The 20,581-nt window shown below is 71.0% G+C and carries 15 protein-coding genes and 1 pseudogene; 6 read left to right on the top strand and 10 right to left on the bottom strand.

Annotated elements, in window-relative coordinates; genetic code table 11:
- Positions 1 to 101 precede the first annotated feature (101 nt).
- The gene (locus ACFTE1_RS08280; protein WP_380617951.1) at positions 102 to 1,151 is read right to left on the bottom strand and encodes a LacI family DNA-binding transcriptional regulator; all 1,050 of its coding nucleotides are present in this window, start codon (positions 1,149 to 1,151) and stop codon (positions 102 to 104) included.
- A gap of 120 nt (positions 1,152 to 1,271) precedes the next feature.
- Here ACFTE1_RS08280 and ACFTE1_RS08275 point away from each other — a divergent pair, with 120 nt between their 5' ends.
- The 4 genes from ACFTE1_RS08275 to ACFTE1_RS08260 are packed head-to-tail and all read left to right on the top strand — an operon-like array spanning position 1,272 to position 7,754.
- The gene (locus ACFTE1_RS08275; RefSeq protein WP_380617950.1) at positions 1,272 to 2,426 is read left to right on the top strand and encodes a glycoside hydrolase 5 family protein; all 1,155 of its coding nucleotides are present in this window, start codon (positions 1,272 to 1,274) and stop codon (positions 2,424 to 2,426) included.
- A gap of 54 nt (positions 2,427 to 2,480) precedes the next feature.
- Complete coding sequence (locus ACFTE1_RS08270; RefSeq protein ID WP_380617949.1) at positions 2,481 to 5,516, top strand: alpha-mannosidase; 3,036 nt, start codon at positions 2,481 to 2,483, stop codon at positions 5,514 to 5,516.
- Between the two features lie 55 nt (positions 5,517 to 5,571).
- Positions 5,572 to 6,804 carry an AGE family epimerase/isomerase gene (locus ACFTE1_RS08265; protein ID WP_380617948.1) on the top strand — a complete coding sequence of 411 codons (1,233 nt, stop codon included), beginning with the start codon at positions 5,572 to 5,574 and terminating at the stop codon, positions 6,802 to 6,804.
- Positions 6,804 to 7,754: a carbohydrate kinase family protein gene (locus tag ACFTE1_RS08260; protein ID WP_380617947.1), complete on the top strand. Its 951-nt coding sequence runs from the start codon at positions 6,804 to 6,806 to the stop codon at positions 7,752 to 7,754. The genes ACFTE1_RS08265 and ACFTE1_RS08260 overlap by 1 nt, the downstream gene beginning before the upstream one ends.
- Positions 7,755 to 7,911: 157 nt before the next feature.
- On the opposite strand, the gene ACFTE1_RS08255 is transcribed toward ACFTE1_RS08260, so the two are convergent.
- The 8 genes and pseudogenes from ACFTE1_RS08255 to ACFTE1_RS08220 all read right to left on the bottom strand — a co-directional run bounded on the left by ACFTE1_RS08255 (position 7,912) and on the right by ACFTE1_RS08220 (position 15,691).
- Positions 7,912 to 9,006 (bottom strand): NADH:flavin oxidoreductase/NADH oxidase, encoded by a 1,095-nt coding sequence (locus tag ACFTE1_RS08255; RefSeq protein WP_380617946.1) that lies wholly within the window; start codon positions 9,004 to 9,006, stop codon positions 7,912 to 7,914.
- A gap of 100 nt (positions 9,007 to 9,106) precedes the next feature.
- Positions 9,107 to 10,312: an abortive phage infection protein gene (locus ACFTE1_RS08250; RefSeq protein ID WP_380617945.1), complete on the bottom strand. Its 1,206-nt coding sequence runs from the start codon at positions 10,310 to 10,312 to the stop codon at positions 9,107 to 9,109.
- A 70-nt stretch (positions 10,313 to 10,382) separates the two neighbouring features.
- Positions 10,383 to 10,691, bottom strand: coding sequence for a hypothetical protein (locus tag ACFTE1_RS08245; RefSeq protein ID WP_380762960.1), 309 nt, complete (start codon positions 10,689 to 10,691; stop codon positions 10,383 to 10,385).
- Between the two features lie 157 nt (positions 10,692 to 10,848).
- Positions 10,849 to 10,974, bottom strand: a pseudogene (locus tag ACFTE1_RS08240) (TetR family transcriptional regulator); the annotation flags it as partial.
- A 99-nt stretch (positions 10,975 to 11,073) separates the two neighbouring features.
- Complete coding sequence (locus tag ACFTE1_RS08235; protein WP_380617943.1) at positions 11,074 to 12,057, bottom strand: DMT family transporter; 984 nt, start codon at positions 12,055 to 12,057, stop codon at positions 11,074 to 11,076.
- Between the two features lie 357 nt (positions 12,058 to 12,414).
- Entirely contained in the window at positions 12,415 to 13,074 is a 660-nt protein-coding gene (locus ACFTE1_RS08230; RefSeq protein WP_380617942.1) for a formylglycine-generating enzyme family protein, read from the bottom strand.
- Between the two features lie 30 nt (positions 13,075 to 13,104).
- Positions 13,105 to 14,181 (bottom strand): LacI family DNA-binding transcriptional regulator, encoded by a 1,077-nt coding sequence (locus tag ACFTE1_RS08225; RefSeq protein WP_380617941.1) that lies wholly within the window; start codon positions 14,179 to 14,181, stop codon positions 13,105 to 13,107.
- 100 nt (positions 14,182 to 14,281) lie between these two features.
- A complete protein-coding gene (locus tag ACFTE1_RS08220) occupies positions 14,282 to 15,691 on the bottom strand; it encodes a GH1 family beta-glucosidase (protein WP_380617940.1) in 1,410 nt (469 codons plus the stop codon).
- 729 nt (positions 15,692 to 16,420) lie between these two features.
- Between ACFTE1_RS08220 and ACFTE1_RS08215 the strand changes: the two genes are divergently transcribed.
- Positions 16,421 to 17,344 (top strand): TrmH family RNA methyltransferase, encoded by a 924-nt coding sequence (locus ACFTE1_RS08215; protein WP_380617939.1) that lies wholly within the window; start codon positions 16,421 to 16,423, stop codon positions 17,342 to 17,344.
- A gap of 45 nt (positions 17,345 to 17,389) precedes the next feature.
- Here ACFTE1_RS08215 and ACFTE1_RS08210 read toward each other — a convergent pair whose 3' ends face one another.
- Positions 17,390 to 19,234 (bottom strand): GMC family oxidoreductase, encoded by a 1,845-nt coding sequence (locus ACFTE1_RS08210; protein ID WP_380617938.1) that lies wholly within the window; start codon positions 19,232 to 19,234, stop codon positions 17,390 to 17,392.
- 163 nt (positions 19,235 to 19,397) lie between these two features.
- Between ACFTE1_RS08210 and ACFTE1_RS08205 the strand changes: the two genes are divergently transcribed.
- A complete protein-coding gene (locus tag ACFTE1_RS08205) occupies positions 19,398 to 20,570 on the top strand; it encodes a MalY/PatB family protein (protein ID WP_380617937.1) in 1,173 nt (390 codons plus the stop codon).
- The last annotated feature ends 11 nt before the right edge of the window (positions 20,571 to 20,581 follow it).

Genomic DNA, 20,581 nt, shown 5'->3' with positions numbered 1-20,581 from the left:
GAACTGATAATGGGGGCACTAGATCCGGATGGGGACCAGATACTACAGCGCTTTAGTCGAATCTAATCACTGCGGCCCGGCGGTTGTCAAGCGAGGCATGGTCACGATTCGGGCGCAGATGTCGACTCGCGGTGGACCACCCGGCTCTCCACCGTCCCCTGCTCCACGGGTTTTCCGGCGATGAGCTGCAGGATCTCCGCAGCGGCGGTGCGTCCGAGCGACACGGCGTCGCGGCTGAGCGCGGTGATCGTGGGGTGCAGTACCTGGCAGGTGGTGGAGTCCTCCCACGACAGCACTGAGACGTCGCCGGGGACTCGCAGGCCGAGGGAGGCGAGCGTGCTCATTCCGGCTATCGTCATCACTTCGCTGTCGTAGACGATCGCGGTGGGCGGGTGGGGCGCTCCCGCCAGCCGCGCGGTCGCCTCCCGCGCTCGCGCCGGGTCGAAGTTCCCGGCCAGCGTCTGGCCCCACACGCCCTGGTCGACGCAGAACTGCGCGAAGGCGTCCATCCGCTCGCTGATGTGACGGAACGCCTGGTCGCCGGTGATGTAGGCGACGCGGTCGTGGCCGAGGCCGTGGAGGTGGTCCATGATCAGGCGCATGGCGCCGGCGTTGTCGACCCGGACCGACCGCACCGAGCCGTGGTCGGTCTCGCCGCCCACCACCACCGTCGGGTGGTCCAGGCTCGCGAGGGCCTCGACGCGCGGGTCGTCGATGCGCGGGTCGAGGACCAGGACGCCGTCGACCCTCCCGTCGAGGATCCAGGACTGGTGGATGGCGCACTCCGCGGTGGCGTCCTCGGCCATCTGCAGCATCAGCGAGTAGCCGCGGCCGCTCAGCGTGGACTGCACGCCCGCTATGAACTTGGAGAAGAAGATCTCTTCGCCGATCACCTCCGCCGGCCGGGCGAGCACGAGGCCCACCGCCTCGGAGTTCTTTCCCATCAGCGTCTGCGCCGCGTGGCTCGGGCGCCAGCGCAGCTCCCGCGCCACGTCGAGGATCCGGGCGCGGGTGGCGTCGGAGACGCCGGGCTTGCCGTTGACCGCGAGCGAGACGGCGCCGCTGGTCACGCCCGCCCGCTGGGCGATGTCGGCGATCGTCACGCGCTTGCGCTTGCGCGGCGGTTCGGTGTGATCGTGGGTGTTGACCATGTCGGACTCCTTGACTCAACTGCTTTATCGTCCACGATAGCTTGAGCCCCGGGGCCAGGGTCGATGACACGTCACTAAAGCGCTATACTGACGGGGACAGCGATCCAGAGAGGCATCCCCATGAGGTTTGGCGTCAACTACACCCCCCGCGTCGGATGGTTCCACCACTGGGTGGACTTCGACGCCGGCGAGGTCGCCAGGGACTTCGACGCGATTTGCGAACTCGGCGCCGACCATGTGCGCGTGTTCCCCCTGTGGCCGATCTTCCAACCCAATCCCGCCGTGGTCAGCGCGGCGGCGCTGCGTCATCTCGACCGGGTCATCGAACTCGCCGCCGAACGCGGCCTCGATGTGGCCGTCGACGGACTGCAAGGGCACTTGTCGAGTTTCGACCTCCTGCCGTCCTGGCTGGTGACGTGGCATGAGCGCAACATGTTCACCGATGAGGACGCGGTCGCGGCGACCGCCCTGTACCTGGAGACGCTCGCGCGCACCGTCGCGGCGCACCCGAACGCGTTCGCCGTGACCGTGGGCAACGAGGTCAACCAGTTCACCGGCACCGTGCACCCGAGTCCCCACCCGTCGACCAGCGCACAGGTCACGGCCTGGCTGGACCGGATGCTGGGCGCGATCCGCGCCGGCGCGCCGGACCTGCTCGCCCTGCACGCCTGCTACGACGCGAGCTGGTACGACGACACCCAGCCGTTCACGCTCGACCACGTCGCCCGCCAGGGCGACCTCAGCGTCGTGCACTCCTGGGTCTTCAACGGCACCGCCCAGAAGTACGGGGCCGACTCGTTCGAGACCCGCGCGCACGCCCGCTACATGGTCGAGCTCGCGCGCGCCTTCCAGACCGACCCGGAGCGCGAGGTCTGGGCGCAGGAACTCGGCGCGCCGCGCAACGTGCTCCCGGCCGAGTCCGTCCCCGACTTCATCGACGGGACCGTCGAACAGCTCGCCGCCGCCCCGGACCTGTTCGGCATCACCTGGTGGTGCTCGCACGACGTCGGCCGCGGCATGTCCGACTTCCCCGAAGTCGAGTACGACCTCGGCCTGATCGACGAGCACGGCCGGATCAAACCCGAGGGCCGACGCGTGCGCGACGCCGTCGCCGCAGCCCGCAAGGCCGAGGCCCCGCCGGCGGCCGACGACGTGATAGACCTGAACCTGGCCGCCGTCGGCGGCCGCGACGCCCTCGGCCCCGGGGGCGGCTTCTGGACGACCTACATGGACCGGGCCCGGAACGGCGGGCACCCCCGGATCCGCCTGATTTGAACGAACACCGTTCGCGCGCACGACGGCGTGCGCGCGAGTTAGGAAGTGCCGCTGATGCATGACAACCAGGACCTGACCATAGGCCGAATCACCCGCGTGCTGGCCGAGCGCCTGCGCCCGGCGGTCTACTCCGACCCGCACCCGCTCCAGATCGCCGCCCATGTGGTCGACGGCGAGCCGATCCCCGTCGCGCAGGGCCTCGAGGCCGACTACGCCCCGGTCGCCGTCGGCGACCGCTGGGGCCGGGCCTGGGACACCACCTGGCTGCGCCTCACCGGAGAGGTGCCGGCCTCCTTCGCGGGACGCCGCGTCGAGATCGTCGCCGACCTCGGATTCGACATCAACATGCCCGGATTCCAGGCCGAAGGGCTCGTCTACACCGCCGACGGCGCGGCGGTGCGCTCGCTCAACCCCAGGGCGCAGTGGATCCCCGTCTCCCCCGAGGCCCGGGGCGGCGAGAAGATCGAGTACTTCGTCGAGGCCGCCTCGAACCCGGTCCTGCTGGACTACCACCCGTTCCTGCCGACCGAGCAGGGCGACGTGCTCACCTCCAGCGACGAGCAGCTCTACCGCGTCCGCCGGGTCGACGTGTGCGTGTTCGAGGAGGAGGTCTTCGAGCTCGTCCACGACATAGAGGTCCTGCACCAGCTCGCGGCCGAACTGCCCGAGGACTCGGCGAGGCGCGCCAAGATCCTCCGGGCCCTGGACGCCGCCCTCGACCGCGTCGACCTTCGAGACATCCCGGCTACCGCGGCGGACGGCAGGGCCGAACTGCAGGGGGTCCTGTCGAGCCCGGCCGAGCCCAGCGCCCACCGGATCTCGGCGGTCGGCCACGCGCACATCGACTCCGCCTGGCTGTGGCCGCTGCGGGAGACGGTGCGCAAGGTCGCGCGGACCTCCAGCTCCATGGCCACGCTCCTGGACGAGGACGACGACTTCGTGCACGCGATGTCCAGCGCCCAGCAGTACGCCTGGGTCAAGCAGGAGCGGCCCGAGGTGTTCGCGCGCATCAAGAAGGCCGTTGAGTCCGGCCGCTTCGTGCCGATCGGCGGCATGTGGGTCGAGCCCGACGCGGTGCTGCCCTCCGGTGAGAGCTTCATTCGGCAGATCAGCCAGGGACAGCGGTTCTTCCGCGAGGAGTTCGGGGTCGAGTGCAAGGGCGCCTGGCTTCCCGACAGCTTCGGCTACTCCGGCGCCCTGCCCCAGATCCTCGTCGGCGCGGGCTTCGACTGGTTCCTCACGCAGAAGATCTCCTGGAACCAGGTCAACCGGTTCCCGCACCACTCCTTCCTGTGGGAGGGCAACGACGGCAGCCGGATCTTCACCCACTTCCCGCCGATGGACACCTACAACGCCCAGTTGTCGGGCGAGGAGGTCGCCCGGGCGGCCCGCCAGTTCAAGGAGAAGTCGGTCGCCCGCCACTCCCTGGCGCCGACCGGCTGGGGCGACGGAGGCGGCGGCGCCACCCGCGAGATGCTCGCGCGCGCCAAGCGCATGGCGGACCTCGAAGGCAGCCCGCAGGTGGTCTTCGAGTCGCCGAACGACTTCTTCGACAAGGCCATGGCCGAACTGCCGGACCCCGGAGTGTGGCGCGGGGAGCTATACCTCGAGCTGCACCGGGGCACGTTCACCACCCAGCACCTCACCAAGCAGGGCAACCGCACCAGCGAGCGTCTGCTGGCCGAGGCCGAGCTGTGGGCCGCGGCGGCCGCTGTGCGCGCCGGCCGCGAATACCCCTACGACGAACTCGACTCGCTGTGGCAGGAAGTCCTGCTTCTCCAGTTCCACGACATCCTCCCCGGGACCTCGATCGCCTGGGTCCACCGCGAGGCCGAAGAGCGGTACGAACGAGTCGCGACGGCCCTGAGGCGCATCATCTCCGAGTCGCTCACCGCCCTCGACGCGTCGGCCGGAGCTGACGGCCTCGACGCCGCGCCGGTCGACGCGGAACTGGCAGTGAACGCCGCACCGGTCGCACAGCGCGGCGTGCCCGCCGGAGCGGTCGCCGTCGCCGAGCCCGCAGCGCCGTCCTCCGCACGCGCCGAAGTCGGGGTTTTCGTGCTGGAGAGCGAGTCCGTTCGCGTAGAGGTCGACGGCAGCGGCCACGTGCGCAGCCTCGTCGACCGCGCCACCGGGCGCGAGGCGATCGCCCAGGGCAGGGTCGGCAACGCACTCCAGCTGCACCAGGACTTCCCGAACATGTGGGACGCCTGGGACGTCGACGCGCACTACTTCGCCATGCGCGAGGACCTGGACGGTCCGGCGGAGGTGACCGTCGACGGCGACGCGATCGCGGTGAAGCGCGAGTTCGGAAACTCGTCGATCACGCAGCGCCTCTCGCTTTCCGACGACGGCCGCGTGCTCGTGGTCGACTGCGACATCGACTGGCAGGAGGAGGAGAAGTTCCTCAAGCTCGCCTTCCCCGTCGAGGTGTTCACCGACGAGGTCGCGGCCGAGACGCAGTTCGGCTACCACCGCCGCGCCAACCACACCAACACCTCGTGGGAGGCGGCGCGGTTCGAGACGCACGCCCAGCGGTGGTTCCTGGTCCAGGAGCCGGGCTTCGGCGTCGCGTTCCTCAACGAGTCCAGCCACGGGTTCGACGTAGGCCGCGAGAGCAATGGCCGGGAGGTCGTGCAGAACGCCCGCTTCTCCCTGCTGCGGGCCCCGAAGTTCCCCGACCCGCGGGCCGACCGCGGCCGCCACCGGATGCGCTTCGGCGTGCTCGTCGGCGCCACGCCCGAGTCGGCCACCGAGGCCGGCTGGGCCCTGCAGGCTCCGCTGCGCGCGGCGACCGGCTCCGAGGTGCCCGCCCTGGCGAGCTCGCTCGACCCGGCAGTCATCGTCAGCGCCGTGAAGCTGGCCGACGACCGCTCCGGCGACGTCGTGGTGCGCGTCTACGAGTCCTCCGGCTCGCGGGTGTCGACCTCGATCGAGCTGGCGGGCCTCCCGGTGGGCACCGTCGTCGACGCCGACCTGATCGAACGCCCCGGAGAGGCGACCGAAACGACGCAGACGCCGGAGGGCACGGTCCGCGTCCCGGTCACGCTCCGCCCGTTCGAGGTCAAGACGTTCCGCGTCCAGCGCTGAGACCCCCGGGGGCGGCTCCGACGGGGCCGCCCCTGACTTGTTGAAAGGACGGATTATGACACCACGACCGGGAACACCCGCCTGGCTGTCGGCCGAGTACGACCGCCTGATGTCGTTCGGAGCCGACGGCGACCCGGGCAGCTACCTCGACGACCGCGGACGGACCGACACGCGCTCCTCCACGTTCACGTGGATCGCGGCGCGCATGACGCACGTCCACTCCCTCGGCGCGATACGCGGCCGGGACGCCGGCCGCGCCTACGCGCAGGCGGCCCTGGACAAACTGCGGACCGACCTCCACGACGACCGGCACGGCGGCTGGCACCCCGCGATCCGCCCGGACGGCACGGCCGAGGCCGGCAAGAGCTGCTACGACCACGCCTTCGTCATGCTCGCCGCCTCCTCCGCGCTGACCGCCGGCCTCGAAGGGGCACAACAGCTCCTCACCGAGTCCGCCTCCGTCTACCTCGACAAGTTCTGGGACGCGAGCGTAGGGCGCCCGCGCGACGCCTGGGACTCGTCGTTCTCCACCTGCGAGGAATACCGGGGCCTGAACTCCACCATGCACTCGGTGGAGGCGCTGCTCGCCGTGGCCGACACCGTCGAGATATCGAAGACACCGGCGATGTCGGAACTCGGCGGAGGCGCCGAGGCCTGGCGCGAACGCGCGCGCACCGCCTGCGAGTTCGTCATCGACCTCGCCCGAGCGCACGGGAACCGCCTCCCCGAACACTTCGACGCCTCCTGGAGCGCCGACCTCGAGTACAACAGCGACAAGCAGGACGACCCCTTCAAACCCTATGGGGCCACCCCCGGCCACGGTTTCGAATGGGCGCGCCTGCTCCTCCACGCCGAAGCGACGGGCGAACCGGACGACCGCACCCTCGCCGCCGCCGTCGCACTGTTCGACCAGGCCCGAAAGGCCTGGGGCGCCGACGGCCACGACGGGTTCGTCTACACCACCGACTGGGACGACCGGCCGGTCGTCACGCGACGGATGCACTGGGTGGCCGTCGAGGCGATCAACACCGCCTACGCCCTCCACGAACGCACCGGGGACTCATCCTACGGGGACCTGTACGACGAATGGTGGGCGTACGCCGCCGACGCCTTCATCGACGCCGAGAACGGATCGTGGCACCACGAACTCGCACCGGACGGCACGCCGGAGGCCACCGTGTGGCCCGGAAAACCCGACCTCTACCACACGGTTCAGGCCACGCTCCTGCCCGTGGCGGGGTTGAAGCGTTCCTTCGCCCGCGCCCTCCGCCAGACGGAGGGATCGTAATGGCCGCCGACCGCATCCTCGTAGCGGGCGAAGCGCTCATCGACATCGTCGTGCGCCCGGACGGGACGACCGCCTCCCACCCGGGCGGGAGCCCCGCCAACGTCGCCCTCACCCTGGGACGGCTCGGCCACCGACCGACCCTCCTCACCAGCATCGGAGCCGACGCCCACGGGACCGCTATCCGCCGTTGGCTGGACGAGTCGCACGTACGGCTCGCGAACGTCCCGCCGGCCACCGGACGAACGTCGACTGCCCGCGCCGAACTCGACGCGAACGGATCGGCAAGCTACGACTTCGACCTCCACTGGGACCTCTCACTCGAGCAGGCGGGGACGGCGCTCGAGGGCGGCGACGCCCCCGCCTTCGTCCACATCGGTTCCATCGCCACCGTCCTCGAACCGGGCGCCGACGCCATCGCCGACCTATACCGACGGTCCCGGCCGACGGCTCTGCTCAGTTTCGACCCCAACGCGCGCCCCGCCATCACCACCGATCGCGACCGGGTACTTCCGCGCGTCGAAGAGCTGGTCGGCTTGAGCGACATCGTGAAGGTCTCCGACGAGGACCTGTCGTGGTACTACCCGGAAAGGGACGCGCTCGCGAGCGCTCGCCAGTGGGCGGAGCGGTGCCCCGGGGTCTTGGTCCTCACTCGGGGCAGCGCCGGGAGCACGGCGTTCCTCAACGGTGAGGAGATCGAGGTGGCCCTGGCTCGCGCCGAGGTCGCGGACACGATCGGCGCGGGTGACTCCTATATGGGCGCTTTGATCGACGCGGTCGGTCGGGTCGCGCGGGACCGGTCGGGTCTGGAGGCGATGACGTCCGATCAGTGGCGTGAGGCGATGGAGTTCGCGGCCGAGGTCGCGGCGGTGACTGTGTCGCGTGCGGGGGCGAACCCTCCGTGGCGGAAAGAACTCGCTGGCGACCGGAAGCCGGAGGTCGACCGGGGTTAGTTCGATCGAGCGTGCACAGTGTCATCGACCCGGCCGGCGGTGGCGATTGAGCCCGGCCTGACGCCGTACCGCAAGACCGCCGTCCAGCGTTGTGTCGGCGGTCTTGCGGCGTTCAGGCCCTGTCGGGCGAGGGTTTCGGCCGGTGGCGCGGCGCGGATCAAGCCCTGCCGTACTGGATCGGCGGGGTCAGCGGGCGGTCCTCGACGTCCGAGCCGAGCTCGCGGGCGGCATGGCGGGCCCAGTAGGGGTCGCGCAGCAGTTCACGCCCGAGGAGCACGGCGTCGGCCTCGCCGTCGGCGATGATCTTCTCCGCCTGTGCCGGCTCGGTGATGAGCCCGACGGCCGCGGTGGGCAGTCCGGTTTCCTTCCGGACCCTGGAGGCGAAGGGCACCTGGTATCCGGGGCCGACGGGGATGTCGGCGCGCGGGACGTTGCCGCCGCTGGAGTTGTCGAGCAGGTCGACGCCGTGCTCGGCCAGGAGCGGGGCGAGGCGGACGGTGTCGTCGTCGGTCCAGCCGTCGGTCCCGATCCAGTCGGTGGCGGAGATGCGGAAGAAGACGGGGAGGTCGGAGGGCCAGACCTCGCGGACGGCGTCGACGACGGCGAGGGGGAACCGCGCCCGGTTCTCGAAGGAACCGCCGTACTCGTCGGTGCGCCGGTTCGCCGCGGGCGAGAGGAAGCTGGAGATCAGGTAGCCGTGGGCGCCGTGGATCTCGACGGCCTGTATGCCCGCGCGCAGGGCCAGGCGGGCCGAGGCGGCGAACTGGTCGATGATCTCCTCCATCTGGGCGTGGGTGAGTTCGTGAGGGACGGGGTCGCCCTCCGCGAACGGCACCGCGCTGGGCCCGTAGGGCCTCCAGCCGCCCTCCTCCTCGCTCAGCGGCCTTCCGCCGCGCCACGGGGTGTCGGTTCCGGCCTTGCGTCCGGCGTGTCCGAGTTGGATCGCCGCCACCGATCCGGCTTCGCGGACGCCCGCGACGACGCGGGCGAGCGCGTCGGCCTGGGCGTCGTTCCACAGTCCCAGGTCGTAGGGGCTGATGCGGCCTTCGGGGGAGACTCCGGTCGCTTCTACCATGACCAGGCCGGTTCCGCCGACGGCTCGGGAGACGTAGTGCTGGTGGTGCCAGTCGTTGGCCGCTCCGGTGAGGGGTCCGGAGGAGTCGGCGGAGTACTGGCACATCGGGGACATCCAGATCCGGTTGGGGATGTCCAGGTTCCGCAGGCGGATCGGGGTGAACAGGTCGGTAGACACAGAGGCGTCCTTCCAGTCGTTCGTCGGGTGGCCCCGGGGCGGTCGGACGCCCCGGGGCGCTGGCCTCTGGTCGAACGTTCTTGTCGGGACGGCTATTCCGTTAAGGATTCATGTCACAGTTCTCTTCCGTCCCGCCGCTCTTCCGGGCGCGGGCATAGCGTTCGGACAGGATTCGGAAGGCCTCCTTCGGTTCCCAGTGCCAGTCGCTCTCCGGGTCACGGAAGTCGTCGAAGACCGGTTTGACCAGTCCGTAGGAGACCGTGTCGAGGTCGTATACGGGTTCGTCGGGGACGTGCGGCGAGGCGGGTTCGACGAAGTCGAAGGCGTAGGCGCCCCGAAGGCCCGCGGCGGCGGCCGCGTCGGCGATCTCCCCGACGTAGTCGGCTTGGGCGCGTTCGCTGCGGACCGGGTCGCCGGTGATCATGGGCGGGTCGACGGTGTAGTCGACCTGGTTCCACCCCATGCCTCCGTCCTGGGGCGCTCCCTCGTAGGTGACGCAGCCGAACTCGGCGAGCACGACGGGTTTGCCGCGGCCGTGGTAGCTCCGCATCTGGCGGACGTACTTCTCGTGTTCCGGGAAGTGGGCGTAGTAGTCGATTCCGATGATGTCGAAGAGGTCCCAGTCCACGGCGTCCCCTTGGGCGGAGGCGTAGCTGAGGGGCCCGTCGAAGACCGACCGGCCGGTCCGGGCGGCGTCGGCGATGAAGGCGGCGGTCTCGCGGTCCGCCTCTTCGGGGTCGTAGTTCCCCTTCAGGAGGTTCTGCACCCTCTCCAGGGCGTTGGAGCCGGGGATGATGCCCGGGACGAAGAGGTAGAACTCGCAGCCGACGCTGAACTCGACGCCGGCGCCCTGGCGGCGCAGTTCCCGCGCGTGCGCGCCGACCTCGGCGAGGTGGTCGAGGATCTCTTGGCGGGGCCGGTCGGCGAGGGTGGGTTCGATGCGCAGGTGGAGGCCTCGCTCGGCGGCCGCCTCGGCCGTGGCCGCCAGCCTCTCGACTCCGTCGCCGGTGACTTTGACGGCGTTGGCGTGCAGGTCCTCGTCGACGGCCCGGATGTCCTCGCGCATGCGCTCGGCGCTCCAGGCCGTCGAGGGAGTGTCGCCCTTCTTGACTGTGTAGCAAACTCCCCGGTCGCGGAGTCCCGGCTCGGGGTCGGGTTCCTCGTCACGTCGGCCTGCCGCTTTCGCGCCGAGGGAGGCCAGTGGAGTGGTCGCTCCAATGGCTCCGAGCACCAATGCCCCGGCTAGCGCTCCTCTGCGGGTCCATATCGGTCGTGTGCTGCCGGGGCGGTGGTGTTTCCGTGGCATGGTCGCCTCCTTGCGATGGTCGATGGACCCTCACAATAACAGAGTGATTGCTCTATTAAAAGACCGCCGGTCAGGCCCTGCCAGTGAGCCAGGCCGTTATCCGCCGCAGTTCCCGCAGGTGGGACTCGGGGTCGAAGTCCTCCTCCATGGCCGACAGGAAGAGCGAGTCGATGATCGAGGCGACCCATCGGGCCACCCGGGCGGGAGGGAAGGGCAGGTCGGCGCCGTCCTCCGCCATGCGGTCGAGCAGGGCGGTCAGCGTCGTCAAGGTCTGGCGCTCGTCGGCGGCCATGAGGGCGGCGAATTTCGGGTCGCGGTTGACCTGGAGCATCGCGGCGGCGGCGAGCCCCGGCACCAGCGGGTCCCCCAGCTCCGACACCAGATGGGCGACGAGGGAGTCCAGCCCGGAGGCGGGGGTCGCGGTCGGCCAGAGCCCGGCGGCAGGCCTCCGTGTTGGTCGCCAGGTCGTCGGCGAACAAGGCGTGGAAGAGCGCGTTCTTGGTGGGGAAATAGTGGAACAGGGTGCCCGATCCTATGCCGGCCCGGCGGCAGATCGCCGCCGTGGAGGCTCCGTCCACCCCCTTCTCGGCGAACTCGACGGCCGCGGACTCCAGGATCGCCGCGCGCTTGCGGGCGTGCTGCTCGGGATTGACGGTGCGCATGGGTCCCGAGGATACCCCATTGACCGAGCGATCACTCGATCAATGGGGTCTCTTCCGGGCGGGCGGCCCTTCAATCGCGGTCCGACCCGCCTCCGGAAGTCATCCCGTCCGACGGCGCGACTCGGCCAGGGCCAGTCCGACTATCGACGCCAGAAGCAGAGCCGTCCCCGTCGCGGTGGCGGCCGTGAGCCGTTCCCCGAGGAAGGCGACGGCGAGCAGGGCCGCCGTGGCCGGTTCGAGGAGCATCATGACCGACGCCGTCGCCGCGCACACCCGTGCCGTTCCCGCGAAATACAGCGGATAGGCCAGGGCAGTCGTGAACAACGCCATGTAGAGAAGGACTCCGGCCGTCGGCCAAAGCCCTTCCCCCTGCGGGAGAAGCCCCTCGAGCCAGGCCAGAGGGAACAGCACTGCCGCGCCCACCCCGAACGACCAGAGCGTGAGCGCGGCGGGGGCGACCGCGTCGCTTCCCCGTCCGGCGGACCGGCTCAGGAGTGTCACGGCGGCGTAGCCGCCCGCCGACAGCAGTCCGAGGGCGACGCCGGAGGGCCTGACGACCCCCTCGGCGTTGGCGCCCACCAGGACGCCGAGTCCCAGAAGGGCTCCGGCCATGGCGGCGGCGCCGGCTCCCCCGACGCGCTCGGCCAAGAGCGCCCTGCCGCCGAGGGCCGTCAGAACGGGACCGCTGCCCAGCGTGACGATGGTGGCCACCGCGACGCCAGTGGCCTCGACCGCGGCGAAGTACGCGGTCTGGAACACCGCCATACCGACGCCGATGGCGATCAGGAGGCCCAGCCGACGGGGCGGCGTCCGCAGCGGGCCGAGGCCCTGTCGTCCGGTCGCTCCGGTCGGCCTGCCGCCCCGTCGCGGGCGCAGGACGGTGAAGGCGCCGAGGAGGACCAGTCCTCCGAGGTGGCGCCAGAAGGACACGGCCGCCGGCCCCATGTCGCCGAGCCGGTAGACGAGGTCGGCCGCGGCGCCGGTGGTCCCCCAGGACAGTCCGGTGGCGGTGAGGAAGAGCAGCCCGCGGCGGGCGGAATCGTGCCCGCGCAAGGGCGTGGGAATGCGTGTTGATGTGGACAAGGTGCGGTCTCCCTGAGAACGAAAGGTCAATGCGGTCTTTCGTCGGCGGGCACGGCACTGGGACGCGGGGCGCGAGCGCGCCGCGTCGGTGGAGGTGGACCCGCCTTAGGAGACCGGCGGGGAGAGCTGTCCGGAACGCATGCGGCGAGTCTAGCCGACGGCGGCCGTGCCAAGCCTCCGGGGACGAAGAGCGGGAATGGGACCGCGCCTTTGCCGAGGCATTCGCGGCCACCGCCGCCTTTGCCGGCGGGGCTCCGCCGAAGAAGCTGGAGCGCTTCCTTCAGTCCGTCCAGGGCGACCCGGCTCACGCCTCGGCGTTCCTCGGCTGCTACGCGGGGCGGCTGTCCTTGAGGGACCTCATCGGCTGACGGCGCGGACGGACCGGGCCACTCGGAAGCCGAGGTCCTCGATGCGGAGGTCGGGGTGGGTCCGGCGGCGCACGGAGGCGCGGCAGCTCCAGTGCTCGTCGAACCAGCCGCCGCCGCGCAGGACGCGGTAGGAGCCGTAGACCTCGGGGTCGTAGATGTCCCAGGTCCACTCCCAGACGTTCCCGAGCATGTCGTGGAGCCCCCATCCGTTGGGCGCCTTCCGCCCCACCGGGTGCGGCCGCTCCCCGGAATTGCCGCGGTACCAGGCGATGTCGTCCAGGTTCCCGTAGCGCGGACCGGTGGTCCCGGCTCGGCAGGCGCGTTCCCACTCGGCTTCGGTGGGAAGGCGGTAGCCGTCGGCGGCCGGGTCCCAGACGGCGTCGCCGCCGTCGAGCGCGTAGGCGGGGCAGAGGTCCTCGCGGGCCGACAGGGCGTTGCAGAACTCCAGGGCGTCGGGCCAGGAGACGCTGTCGACGGGGAGGTCGCGGTCCGTCGCCGCGCCGGTGCCCTCCCCCAGCGTCTCGGCGTACTGTGCCCGAGTCACCGGGCAGACGGCCAGGTCGAACTCGGCGACGTCGACGTCCCAGGACGTCCGGGTCCGCCTGTCCGACAAGGTCACCGGGCCGGCCGGTACGCGCGTGAAATCCATGCCCCGATCGTACACAGTGGCCGTCCGGGCTCAGGCGCTGCCGCGCTCCACCAGGTGGGTCCCGAGGATGGTCACCAGCGGCCCGGTCTCCTCGCCTCGGATGCGCCCGATGAGGAGGCGGGCCATCTCGCGGCCCAGGGTCTCGGTGGGCTGGTGGACGGTCGTCAGCGGCGGTTCGCTCATCTCGGCCAGGGGCGAGTCGTCGAATCCGACGACCGCGAGCCCGGAGGGGACGTCCCGTCCCCTGTCTCGGGCCGCGCGGATGGCGCCTATGGCGAGCGGGTCGGAGGCGGCGAACACGGCGGTGACGCCGGGGTCGGCCTCGAAGATCCGGCGCATGGCCGCGACTCCGGCGGCCTCGCCGAACTCGTCGGCCACGGCGATCCGCTCTTCTACGACTTTCAGCCGCCTGCCGCGCAGAGCGTCCCGGTATCCGGCGAGGCGGTCGACGCCCACCGACATGTCCTGCGGCCCGGTGATGCAGGCGATCGCCTCGTGTCCGCGGCGCGCCAGGTAGTCGGTGGCCTCCCGCGCCCCGGAGCGGTTGTCGCAGTCCACGAACGACACCGGCGAGAGCCCGATGGGCACGCCGCACAGGACGGTGGGGACGCCCGCGTTCTCCAGCCTCTCCGGCAGCGGGTCGGCGCCGTGGCCGGAGACCATCATGACGCCGTCCACGTGGTGGCCCAGGAGGTAGGACTCGAGCTTGGCGCGGCTGCCGTCGCGCGGTTCGAAGGTCAGCATGAGGCGGATGTCGTCCTCGCCCAGCTGCTCGGTGATGCCGCGGACGATTCCGGCGAAGTACGGTTCGCTCCACAGCCGCTCCTGGGACTCCGTGACCACCAGGGCCACGGCCCCGGTCCGCCGGGTGACGAGGCTGCGGGCGGCGTGGTTGGGAACGTATCCCAGCTCCTCGACGGCGGCGAGGACGGCCTCGCGCGAACGCTCGGAGACCGACCCGGTCTCGTTGACGACGCGGGAGACGGTGCCTCTTCCGACGCCCGCGTGCCGGGCGACGGTGTCGAGGGTCGGCCGTTCCCGGCGCGTGGCCCGGGCGGTACGGGGGCCTCCGGGGTCCTTGGCGGCCTGGGCGGGCGAGTCCGTCATGGGGTGTGCTCCTTCCGGGGCGGGAAGCCGTCGCTTCATTATCGCGAAGTCGTTTCGCATGGGGCGCGGCGCGGGAGCCGGTCCAGATACTGAGACATGCTCACTCGTCACCGCGGGCGGACCGGACCAGGGCGGCGTACCACTCGCCCGACGCCTTGAGGGTCCTCGCACCCGACGCGAAGTCGGTGTAGGCGATGCCGAACCGCTTGGTGTAGCCCCATGCCCACTCGAAATTATCCATCAGAGACCATACGAAGTAACCCCTCAGTCGGACCCCTTCCGCGATCGCCGCGGCGCAGGCGTCCACATGGTCGGCGATGTACCGCCGCCGTTCCCGGTCGGCCACTCGGCCGTCGGCGCCGGGCACGTCGTCGAAGGCCGCCCCGTTCTCGGTGACGACCAGGTCCGTCCCGGGGTAGCGGTCGCGCAGGAGGGTGAGGATGCCGGTCAGGCCCTCGGGGTCGATCTCCCAGTCCATCGCTGTCGTCGGCCGGCCGGTCCGCACGAATCCGACGTGTTCGCTGCCGGGCCAGGCCGAGGCGGTGTCGGTCGGGGCGGCGGAGGCCGACGGCGCTCCGGCGCGGCCGGAGACGGTGAAGCTGCTGTAGTAGTTGACGCCCAGGAAGTCCAGGGGCGCTTGGACGGTGCGCATGTCGCCGTCGGCGACGAACGAGAAGTCCGTGACCGATACGAGGTCGGCCACGACGTCGTCGGGATAGGAGCCCTTGATCGCGGCGTCGGCGAAGAGGCGGTTCTGCAGGCCGTCGATGCGGCGGGCCGCGTCGCGGTCCTCCGGGGATTCGGTCGCGGGGCGGACGGGGTAGAAGTTCGGACCGAGCCCGGTCTTCGCGGCGGGGGCGGCGTCCTTGATCGCGCGGGCGGCCAGTCCGTGGGCCAGCATGAGGTGGTGGCCGGCCGCGAGGGCGGCGGCGGGTTCGCGGCGGCCCGGCGCGTGCTCGCCGGAGGCGTACCCGAGGAATGCCGCGCACCAGGGCTCGTTGACCGTCATCCACCGGGTCACGCGGTCGCCGAGGGCGTCGGCCGCGACGGCGGCGTACTCCGCGAAGCGCTTCGCCGTGTCGCGTTCGGGCCAGCCCCCGGACTCCTCCAGGGCCTGCGGCAGGTCCCAGTGGTAGAGCGTCACCCAGGGGTCGACGCCCCGCTCCAGGAGGCCGTCGACGAGGCGGTCGTAGTAGGCCAGGCCCTCGGGGTTGACGCGACCGCTCCCCTCGGGGCAGACGCGGGGCCAGGAGATCGAGAAGCGGTAGGCGGTGAGCCCGAGGCGGTCGACGAGGTCGAGGTCGGCCTCGGGGCGCCGGTAGGAGCGGGCGGCGGCCTCCCCCGTCGAGGCGTCGACGACGCGGCCGGGTTCGGCGGTGAACGCGTCCCAGATCGACCGGCCCCGTCCGCCTTCGCCGGGCGATCCCTCGATCTGGTAGGAGGAGGTGGCAGCGCCCCAGGCGAAGTCCGAGGGGAAGCGCGCGGCCGGGTCGGTGTGCTCTGCGGTCATCTCTATGGGCCTTCCGTTCTCCGCGTTCGGGGTACTCGGTCGACGGTCCCGCCGGCCTTCGGCGCGGTGCCCTCGCGGCCGGGCGGAGCGGGTCCCGTGCGGCGGGCCCGCCCCGCCCGGCCGCCGGGGCCCTTCCGGGGAGGAGGTCGGAAGGTTCGGGCGTCGCGAGCGGGGCGGGATGCCGTGGCCCCCGGTCCCGTCGCCGGTTTGGGAGCGCTACCAATAGCCTAGTGCCTGACCGGACCCATGGCAATAGTCAATGTCGATCTTTACACATTCATTATCTTCGGCATCAAGAGAGCACAGAACGTGCCCTCCGGTCAATGGGAGCGCTTCCAAGAATAATGGGACGCGCCCCGAGTCCGCGCCCCTTCACCATGCCCGATTAAACGGCGGATTCCCTCCGGAAACCGGAGAGTCCGTGCGCCGAAATGCAATGCGCGCCAATTCCCCCGACGTCCCGCGGCGCCATTCCCACGGTATAGCCGATATTGAATATCTAATGGTGGGAACCTGCGTGAACATACGCGGTGGGTGCGGATCGGAATGTCCCCCGTTACGACGGTCGAGCCATTGTCACCTTCCATTCACCAGAACGATATGATTTGGGAGTCTCCGCGACGCGGCGCCGACGCCCTGCAATTCCGCGCCGTGTCCGGTGGCCTCGACCCGGTCCCCGCCCCGAGACCTGTCGAGCCGTGCGGGGGCAGCGGCGACGGAAGGAAGACTGTGAGAGCTCCGCAATGGATCACCACCCGCAACGAGGTCTGGACAGTGGTGGAGCAGCTGGCCGACAGCGGCGAGCACCGCGCCAGGAACGCCAACTTCCTCGCCGACGGCGCCGAGACCGTCCGAGTCGCCCTCGAACGCGGCTGGCGCCCTGCCGCGCTCCTGTTCAACAGCGGACCCGGCCTCACCGAGGACGCCCGCGACATCCTCGACCGAACCGAAGCCCCTATCTACGCCGTCGCCCCCGAGCTGATGGCACAGTTGGGCGGGCGCTTCGGCTCCATCCCCGAGATCGTCGCCGTCCTCGTCTACCGGCCGATCGACCTCGGCCAGATCCGGCCGCACGACGAGTTCACCGCCGTCGTCTGCGGGCCGGTCGCCGACCCGGCCACCGTCGGCGCGACCATGCGGACCGCCCACGCCCTCGGTGCCGACGCGGTCTTCATCGACCCGACCTCCTACGACCCCTACGCGCCCCGGGCCCTGCACGCGGCCGGCGAGGCCTTCTTCACCCTCCCGCCCGTCATCGGCTACGGGCGCGAGCAGATCCTCCACTGGGGCCGCAGCGTCGGCGGGCTCACCGTCGTCGCCGTCGCATCCCAGGGCTCGACCGGCCTGGCCGAGGTGGACGTCAAGGGCCCCAAGCTGGTCGTCGTCGCCGACGAGCGCCTCGGCATTCCCGAGCCCTGGCTGCGGGCGGCCGACATCGTCGTCTCCTCCCCCGCCGCGGGGGCCGGGCTCGACGCCACCGCGCTGACTGCCATGTGCCTGCCGGAGGTCAAGAAGCAGCGTCAGGCCGCCCCGGCCGCCCCGCCGACGGCCTTCCCCGAGCCCGACGACGCCGACTCCGCGGTCGAAGACGCCGACGGGACCGAGGACGAGTACCGCAGCGTCAACTACTACGCCAAGTTCCGCCGCAACTGATCCCGGTCCCCGCCGCGCCGCCGGAGCGCGGAGCCCGACGGCGGCTCACGCGTGCTCGGCCAAGAGGTCGTCCCCGGCCTTCTCCGAGATCATCGCGATCGGGGCCCAGATGAACAGGCCCGGAATGCGCGGGAAACTCGACGCGTCGACCACCCGCAGTCCGTCCACGCCCCGCACCCGGAACTTCGCGTCCAGCACCGCCCCGCCGTCCCCGTCCGGTCCGATGGGATTGGTGCACGAGGCGTGGTGCCCCCACGACTCCTTGAGGATCCAGTCGCGCAGCCGCTCGCCCTCGACCTCGGGTCCCGGCCAGACCTCCGTCCCCACGCCGGCCCGCTCGTTGACGCGCCGCACCATCTCCACGCACTCCACCATGGCGTCGAGATCGGCCTCCCCGCCCTTGCCGTCGTCGAACTTGCGGTGGACGACCGACGGCGAGTGCGACGGGTCGGCCGAGCGCAGCCGGACCGTCCCGCCCCGGGACTCCGTGTAGCCCTTCAGGATCAGCCAGGTGAACTTGTCGTGCACGTAGCCGTCGTCGTAACCGGGCCGGTAGCCGCGGAAGTCGGCAGGTAGCCCGAAGGCGTAGACCTGGGCGCGGGGGTCTTCGCCGATGCGGCGCTTGATCCCCGCCAGCGCCCCGTTCGTCCCGTAGAACGACACCCCGCCGGCCGGCGTGGCCTGCATGGCCTTCCACTGCGCCAGGCACGGGTCCACCAGACCCTCGCCGAAGGTGCAGCCCGCCAGCAGCATGAAGTCGGGGTGGTCGGTCACGACCGGGATCTCGTATCGGTCCTGGAGGTTCGCCCCCACGCCCGGCAAGTCCACGGCCGTCCGGATCCCGAAGGCGGACAGGTGGTCCCCGGGACCGATCCCGGAGAGCATGAGCAGCTGCGGGCTGTTGTAGGCCCCGGCGGAGACGATGACCTCGCGGCGGGCGCGGACGGTGCGCCGCGCCTCCTCCCGCGCGCCCTCGCGCAGCGACTCGTAGAGCGGTGAGGCCGAGTAGAGGTGGCGGCCCTTGAGGAACTGGACGCCGACGGCCTTCGGCCGGTCCGAGCCTTCGAGCACGATCTTCTCGGCCAGGGCGTCGGTGGCGACGAAGAGGCGATCGGGGTGCTCGTCGCGGACGGCTTCGAGCCGCTCCCTCATGCTCCAGCGCCGGGCGTTCTCCGTCGACAACTCGGGCGGGTAGAAGCCCTGGTTGTGCTCGTAGACATTCGCGCGGTCGTTGAGGCCGCGCCACTGGTCGGTGACACCCCCTCCCGGCAGGGCGGAGACCTCTTCGAGGGTGGCGTCGACGATCGCGCCCACCTGCGGATCGAGCGGCGTCAGCTCGTTGAGGGCGTAGTACTCCATCGGCTGCCAGGAGCGCAGGCGCTCCCAGCGCTCCCACATCGGCTCGGCGCCCCAGTCCGCGTCGCCGGTCAGCTCCCGGACGTGCTCCCAGTCGGAGGGTTCGGGGCACATGGTGACCATGGCGTTGTGGGCGGTGCAGCCGCCGAGGGTCGAGGCGCGCGGGTAGAGGACACCCTGCTGCTCGGGCACCCACTGGCTGGAGGCCTCGTTGAGCTTCTCGTCGGTGTAGTGGCGGACGTAGAAGTCCCAGCGGACCTGCTCGTCGCCGGCGCCGATGCGGTGGTGCAGGGCGGGGACCTCGTAGAGCGTCCGGTCTCCCTCGGGCGGTCCGGCCTCCAGGACGAGGACGGTGAACCCGGCCTCCACCAGCCTCGTCGCGAGGGGCACGCCCCCGGGACCCGAGCCGATGACGACGAAGTCCACTTCGCCGGGGGCCTCGTCCTCGTCGTCGTCCCCGATGATGGGCAGGTCAAGTGCGGCGAGGCCGGCGATTCCCGCCGAGCCGAGGAGTGTTCGTCGCCCGATCTCCATAACCGTGGGTGCTCCTTTCGTAGCGATACACCCAGACGATACCAATGTAGACGCTTCGATCCGGTCGAATCGGACATCGGTGGACGACGGGGCCCGGACCGTCTACACGCCCATAAGAGAAGAACATTCGCATTTTAGGCCTGAGTCTGGAATCGTGGAGGGCATGGAAAGCACTACTCCGCCGCCGCAGGACAATCCGCTCCGACGGCTCACCATCGACCAGCTGCGCCGCCGCACCAGCGTCAAATGGAGGATCCACCCCGCCGACGTCCTCCCCGCCTGGGTCGCCGAGATGGACGTGACCCTGGCCGAACCGGTGGCCCGGGCCGTCAACGAGGCGATCGCCCTGGGCGACACCGGGTACGCGACGGGCGACGGGTTCGCCGAGGCGCTCTCCGGGTTCGCCGCCGAGCGCTGGGGATGGACGGGCATGGACACCGCACGCACGGCGATCGTCCCCGACGTCATGCAGGGCGTGGCGGAGGTCCTCAAGCTCCGGACCGAACCCGGCGGCCCGGTCGTCGTCAACAGCCCCGTGTACACGCCCTTCTACCAGTTCACGGCGAACCTGGGCCGCAAGGTGATCGAAGCGCCCCTGGGCGCGGACGGGCGGATCGACCTCGCGAACCTCGAATCGGCCTTCGCCCGCGCCTCGGCGCGCTCGCGACGCCCGGTCTACCTCCTGTCCAATCCCCACAACCCGACCGGGGTCGTCCACACCGCCGCCGAGCTGGAGGGCGCCGCGACGCTGGCCGGAGAGTACGGCGTGCGGGTCGTGGCGGACGAGATCCACGCGCCGCTCACGTACGCCGGAACGCCCTTCACCCCCTACCTGACCGTTCCCGGCTCCGAGCGCGGCGTCTCCCTCATGTCGGCTTCCAAGGCGTGGAACCTGGCGGGGCTCAAGGCGGGTCTGGCCGTCGCCGGCCCGGAGGCCGCGCACGAGCTGGGGGACATTCCCGAAGAGGTGACCCACGGGGCGAGCCACCTCGGCGTCCTCGCCCACACGGCCGCCTTCGCCGAGGGCGGGGCGTGGCTCGACGCCCTGCTGGCGGGCCTGGACGAGAACAGGCGGCTGCTGTCCGCGCTCCTCGCCGAGCACCTGCCTTCGGTGACGTGGACGCCCTCCGAGGGCACGTACCTGGCGTGGCTCGACTGCCGGGGGACGGGGCTGGGCGAGGATCCCGCCGCGGTGTTCCTGGAGCGCGGACGGGTCGCGGTCAACAGCGGGCTGATCTACGGCAGCGGCGGGGAGGGTTTCGTGCGGTTGAACTTCGCCACCTCGCCCGAGATCCTCACCGAGGTCGTACGGAGAATGGCCTCGGCGCTGGACTGAACGGGCCCGGC

It is taken from the genome of Salininema proteolyticum (genome assembly GCF_042685645.1).
GTDB classification, from domain to species: domain Bacteria; phylum Actinomycetota; class Actinomycetes; order Mycobacteriales; family Micromonosporaceae; genus Salininema; species Salininema proteolyticum.
This window is presented reverse-complemented; position numbering and strand designations above follow the sequence as displayed.

Excerpts from the sequence above, each read along its gene's own strand:
- ACFTE1_RS08265 (WP_380617948.1), top strand. The coding sequence starts at position 5,572 with ATGACACCACGACCGGGAACACCCGCCTGGCTGTCGGCCGAGTACGAC.
- ACFTE1_RS08225 (WP_380617941.1), bottom strand. The coding sequence starts at position 14,181 with ATGACGGACTCGCCCGCCCAGGCCGCCAAGGACCCCGGAGGCCCCCGT.
- ACFTE1_RS08260 (WP_380617947.1), top strand. The coding sequence starts at position 6,804 with ATGGCCGCCGACCGCATCCTCGTAGCGGGCGAAGCGCTCATCGACATC.
- ACFTE1_RS08210 (WP_380617938.1), bottom strand. The coding sequence starts at position 19,234 with ATGGAGATCGGGCGACGAACACTCCTCGGCTCGGCGGGAATCGCCGGC.
- ACFTE1_RS08220 (WP_380617940.1), bottom strand. The coding sequence starts at position 15,691 with ATGACCGCAGAGCACACCGACCCGGCCGCGCGCTTCCCCTCGGACTTC.
- ACFTE1_RS08250 (WP_380617945.1), bottom strand. The coding sequence starts at position 10,312 with ATGCCACGGAAACACCACCGCCCCGGCAGCACACGACCGATATGGACC.
- ACFTE1_RS08270 (WP_380617949.1), top strand. The coding sequence starts at position 2,481 with ATGCATGACAACCAGGACCTGACCATAGGCCGAATCACCCGCGTGCTG.
- ACFTE1_RS08205 (WP_380617937.1), top strand. The coding sequence starts at position 19,398 with ATGGAAAGCACTACTCCGCCGCCGCAGGACAATCCGCTCCGACGGCTC.
- ACFTE1_RS08230 (WP_380617942.1), bottom strand. The coding sequence starts at position 13,074 with ATGGATTTCACGCGCGTACCGGCCGGCCCGGTGACCTTGTCGGACAGG.
- ACFTE1_RS08280 (WP_380617951.1), bottom strand. The coding sequence starts at position 1,151 with ATGGTCAACACCCACGATCACACCGAACCGCCGCGCAAGCGCAAGCGC.
- ACFTE1_RS08275 (WP_380617950.1), top strand. The coding sequence starts at position 1,272 with ATGAGGTTTGGCGTCAACTACACCCCCCGCGTCGGATGGTTCCACCAC.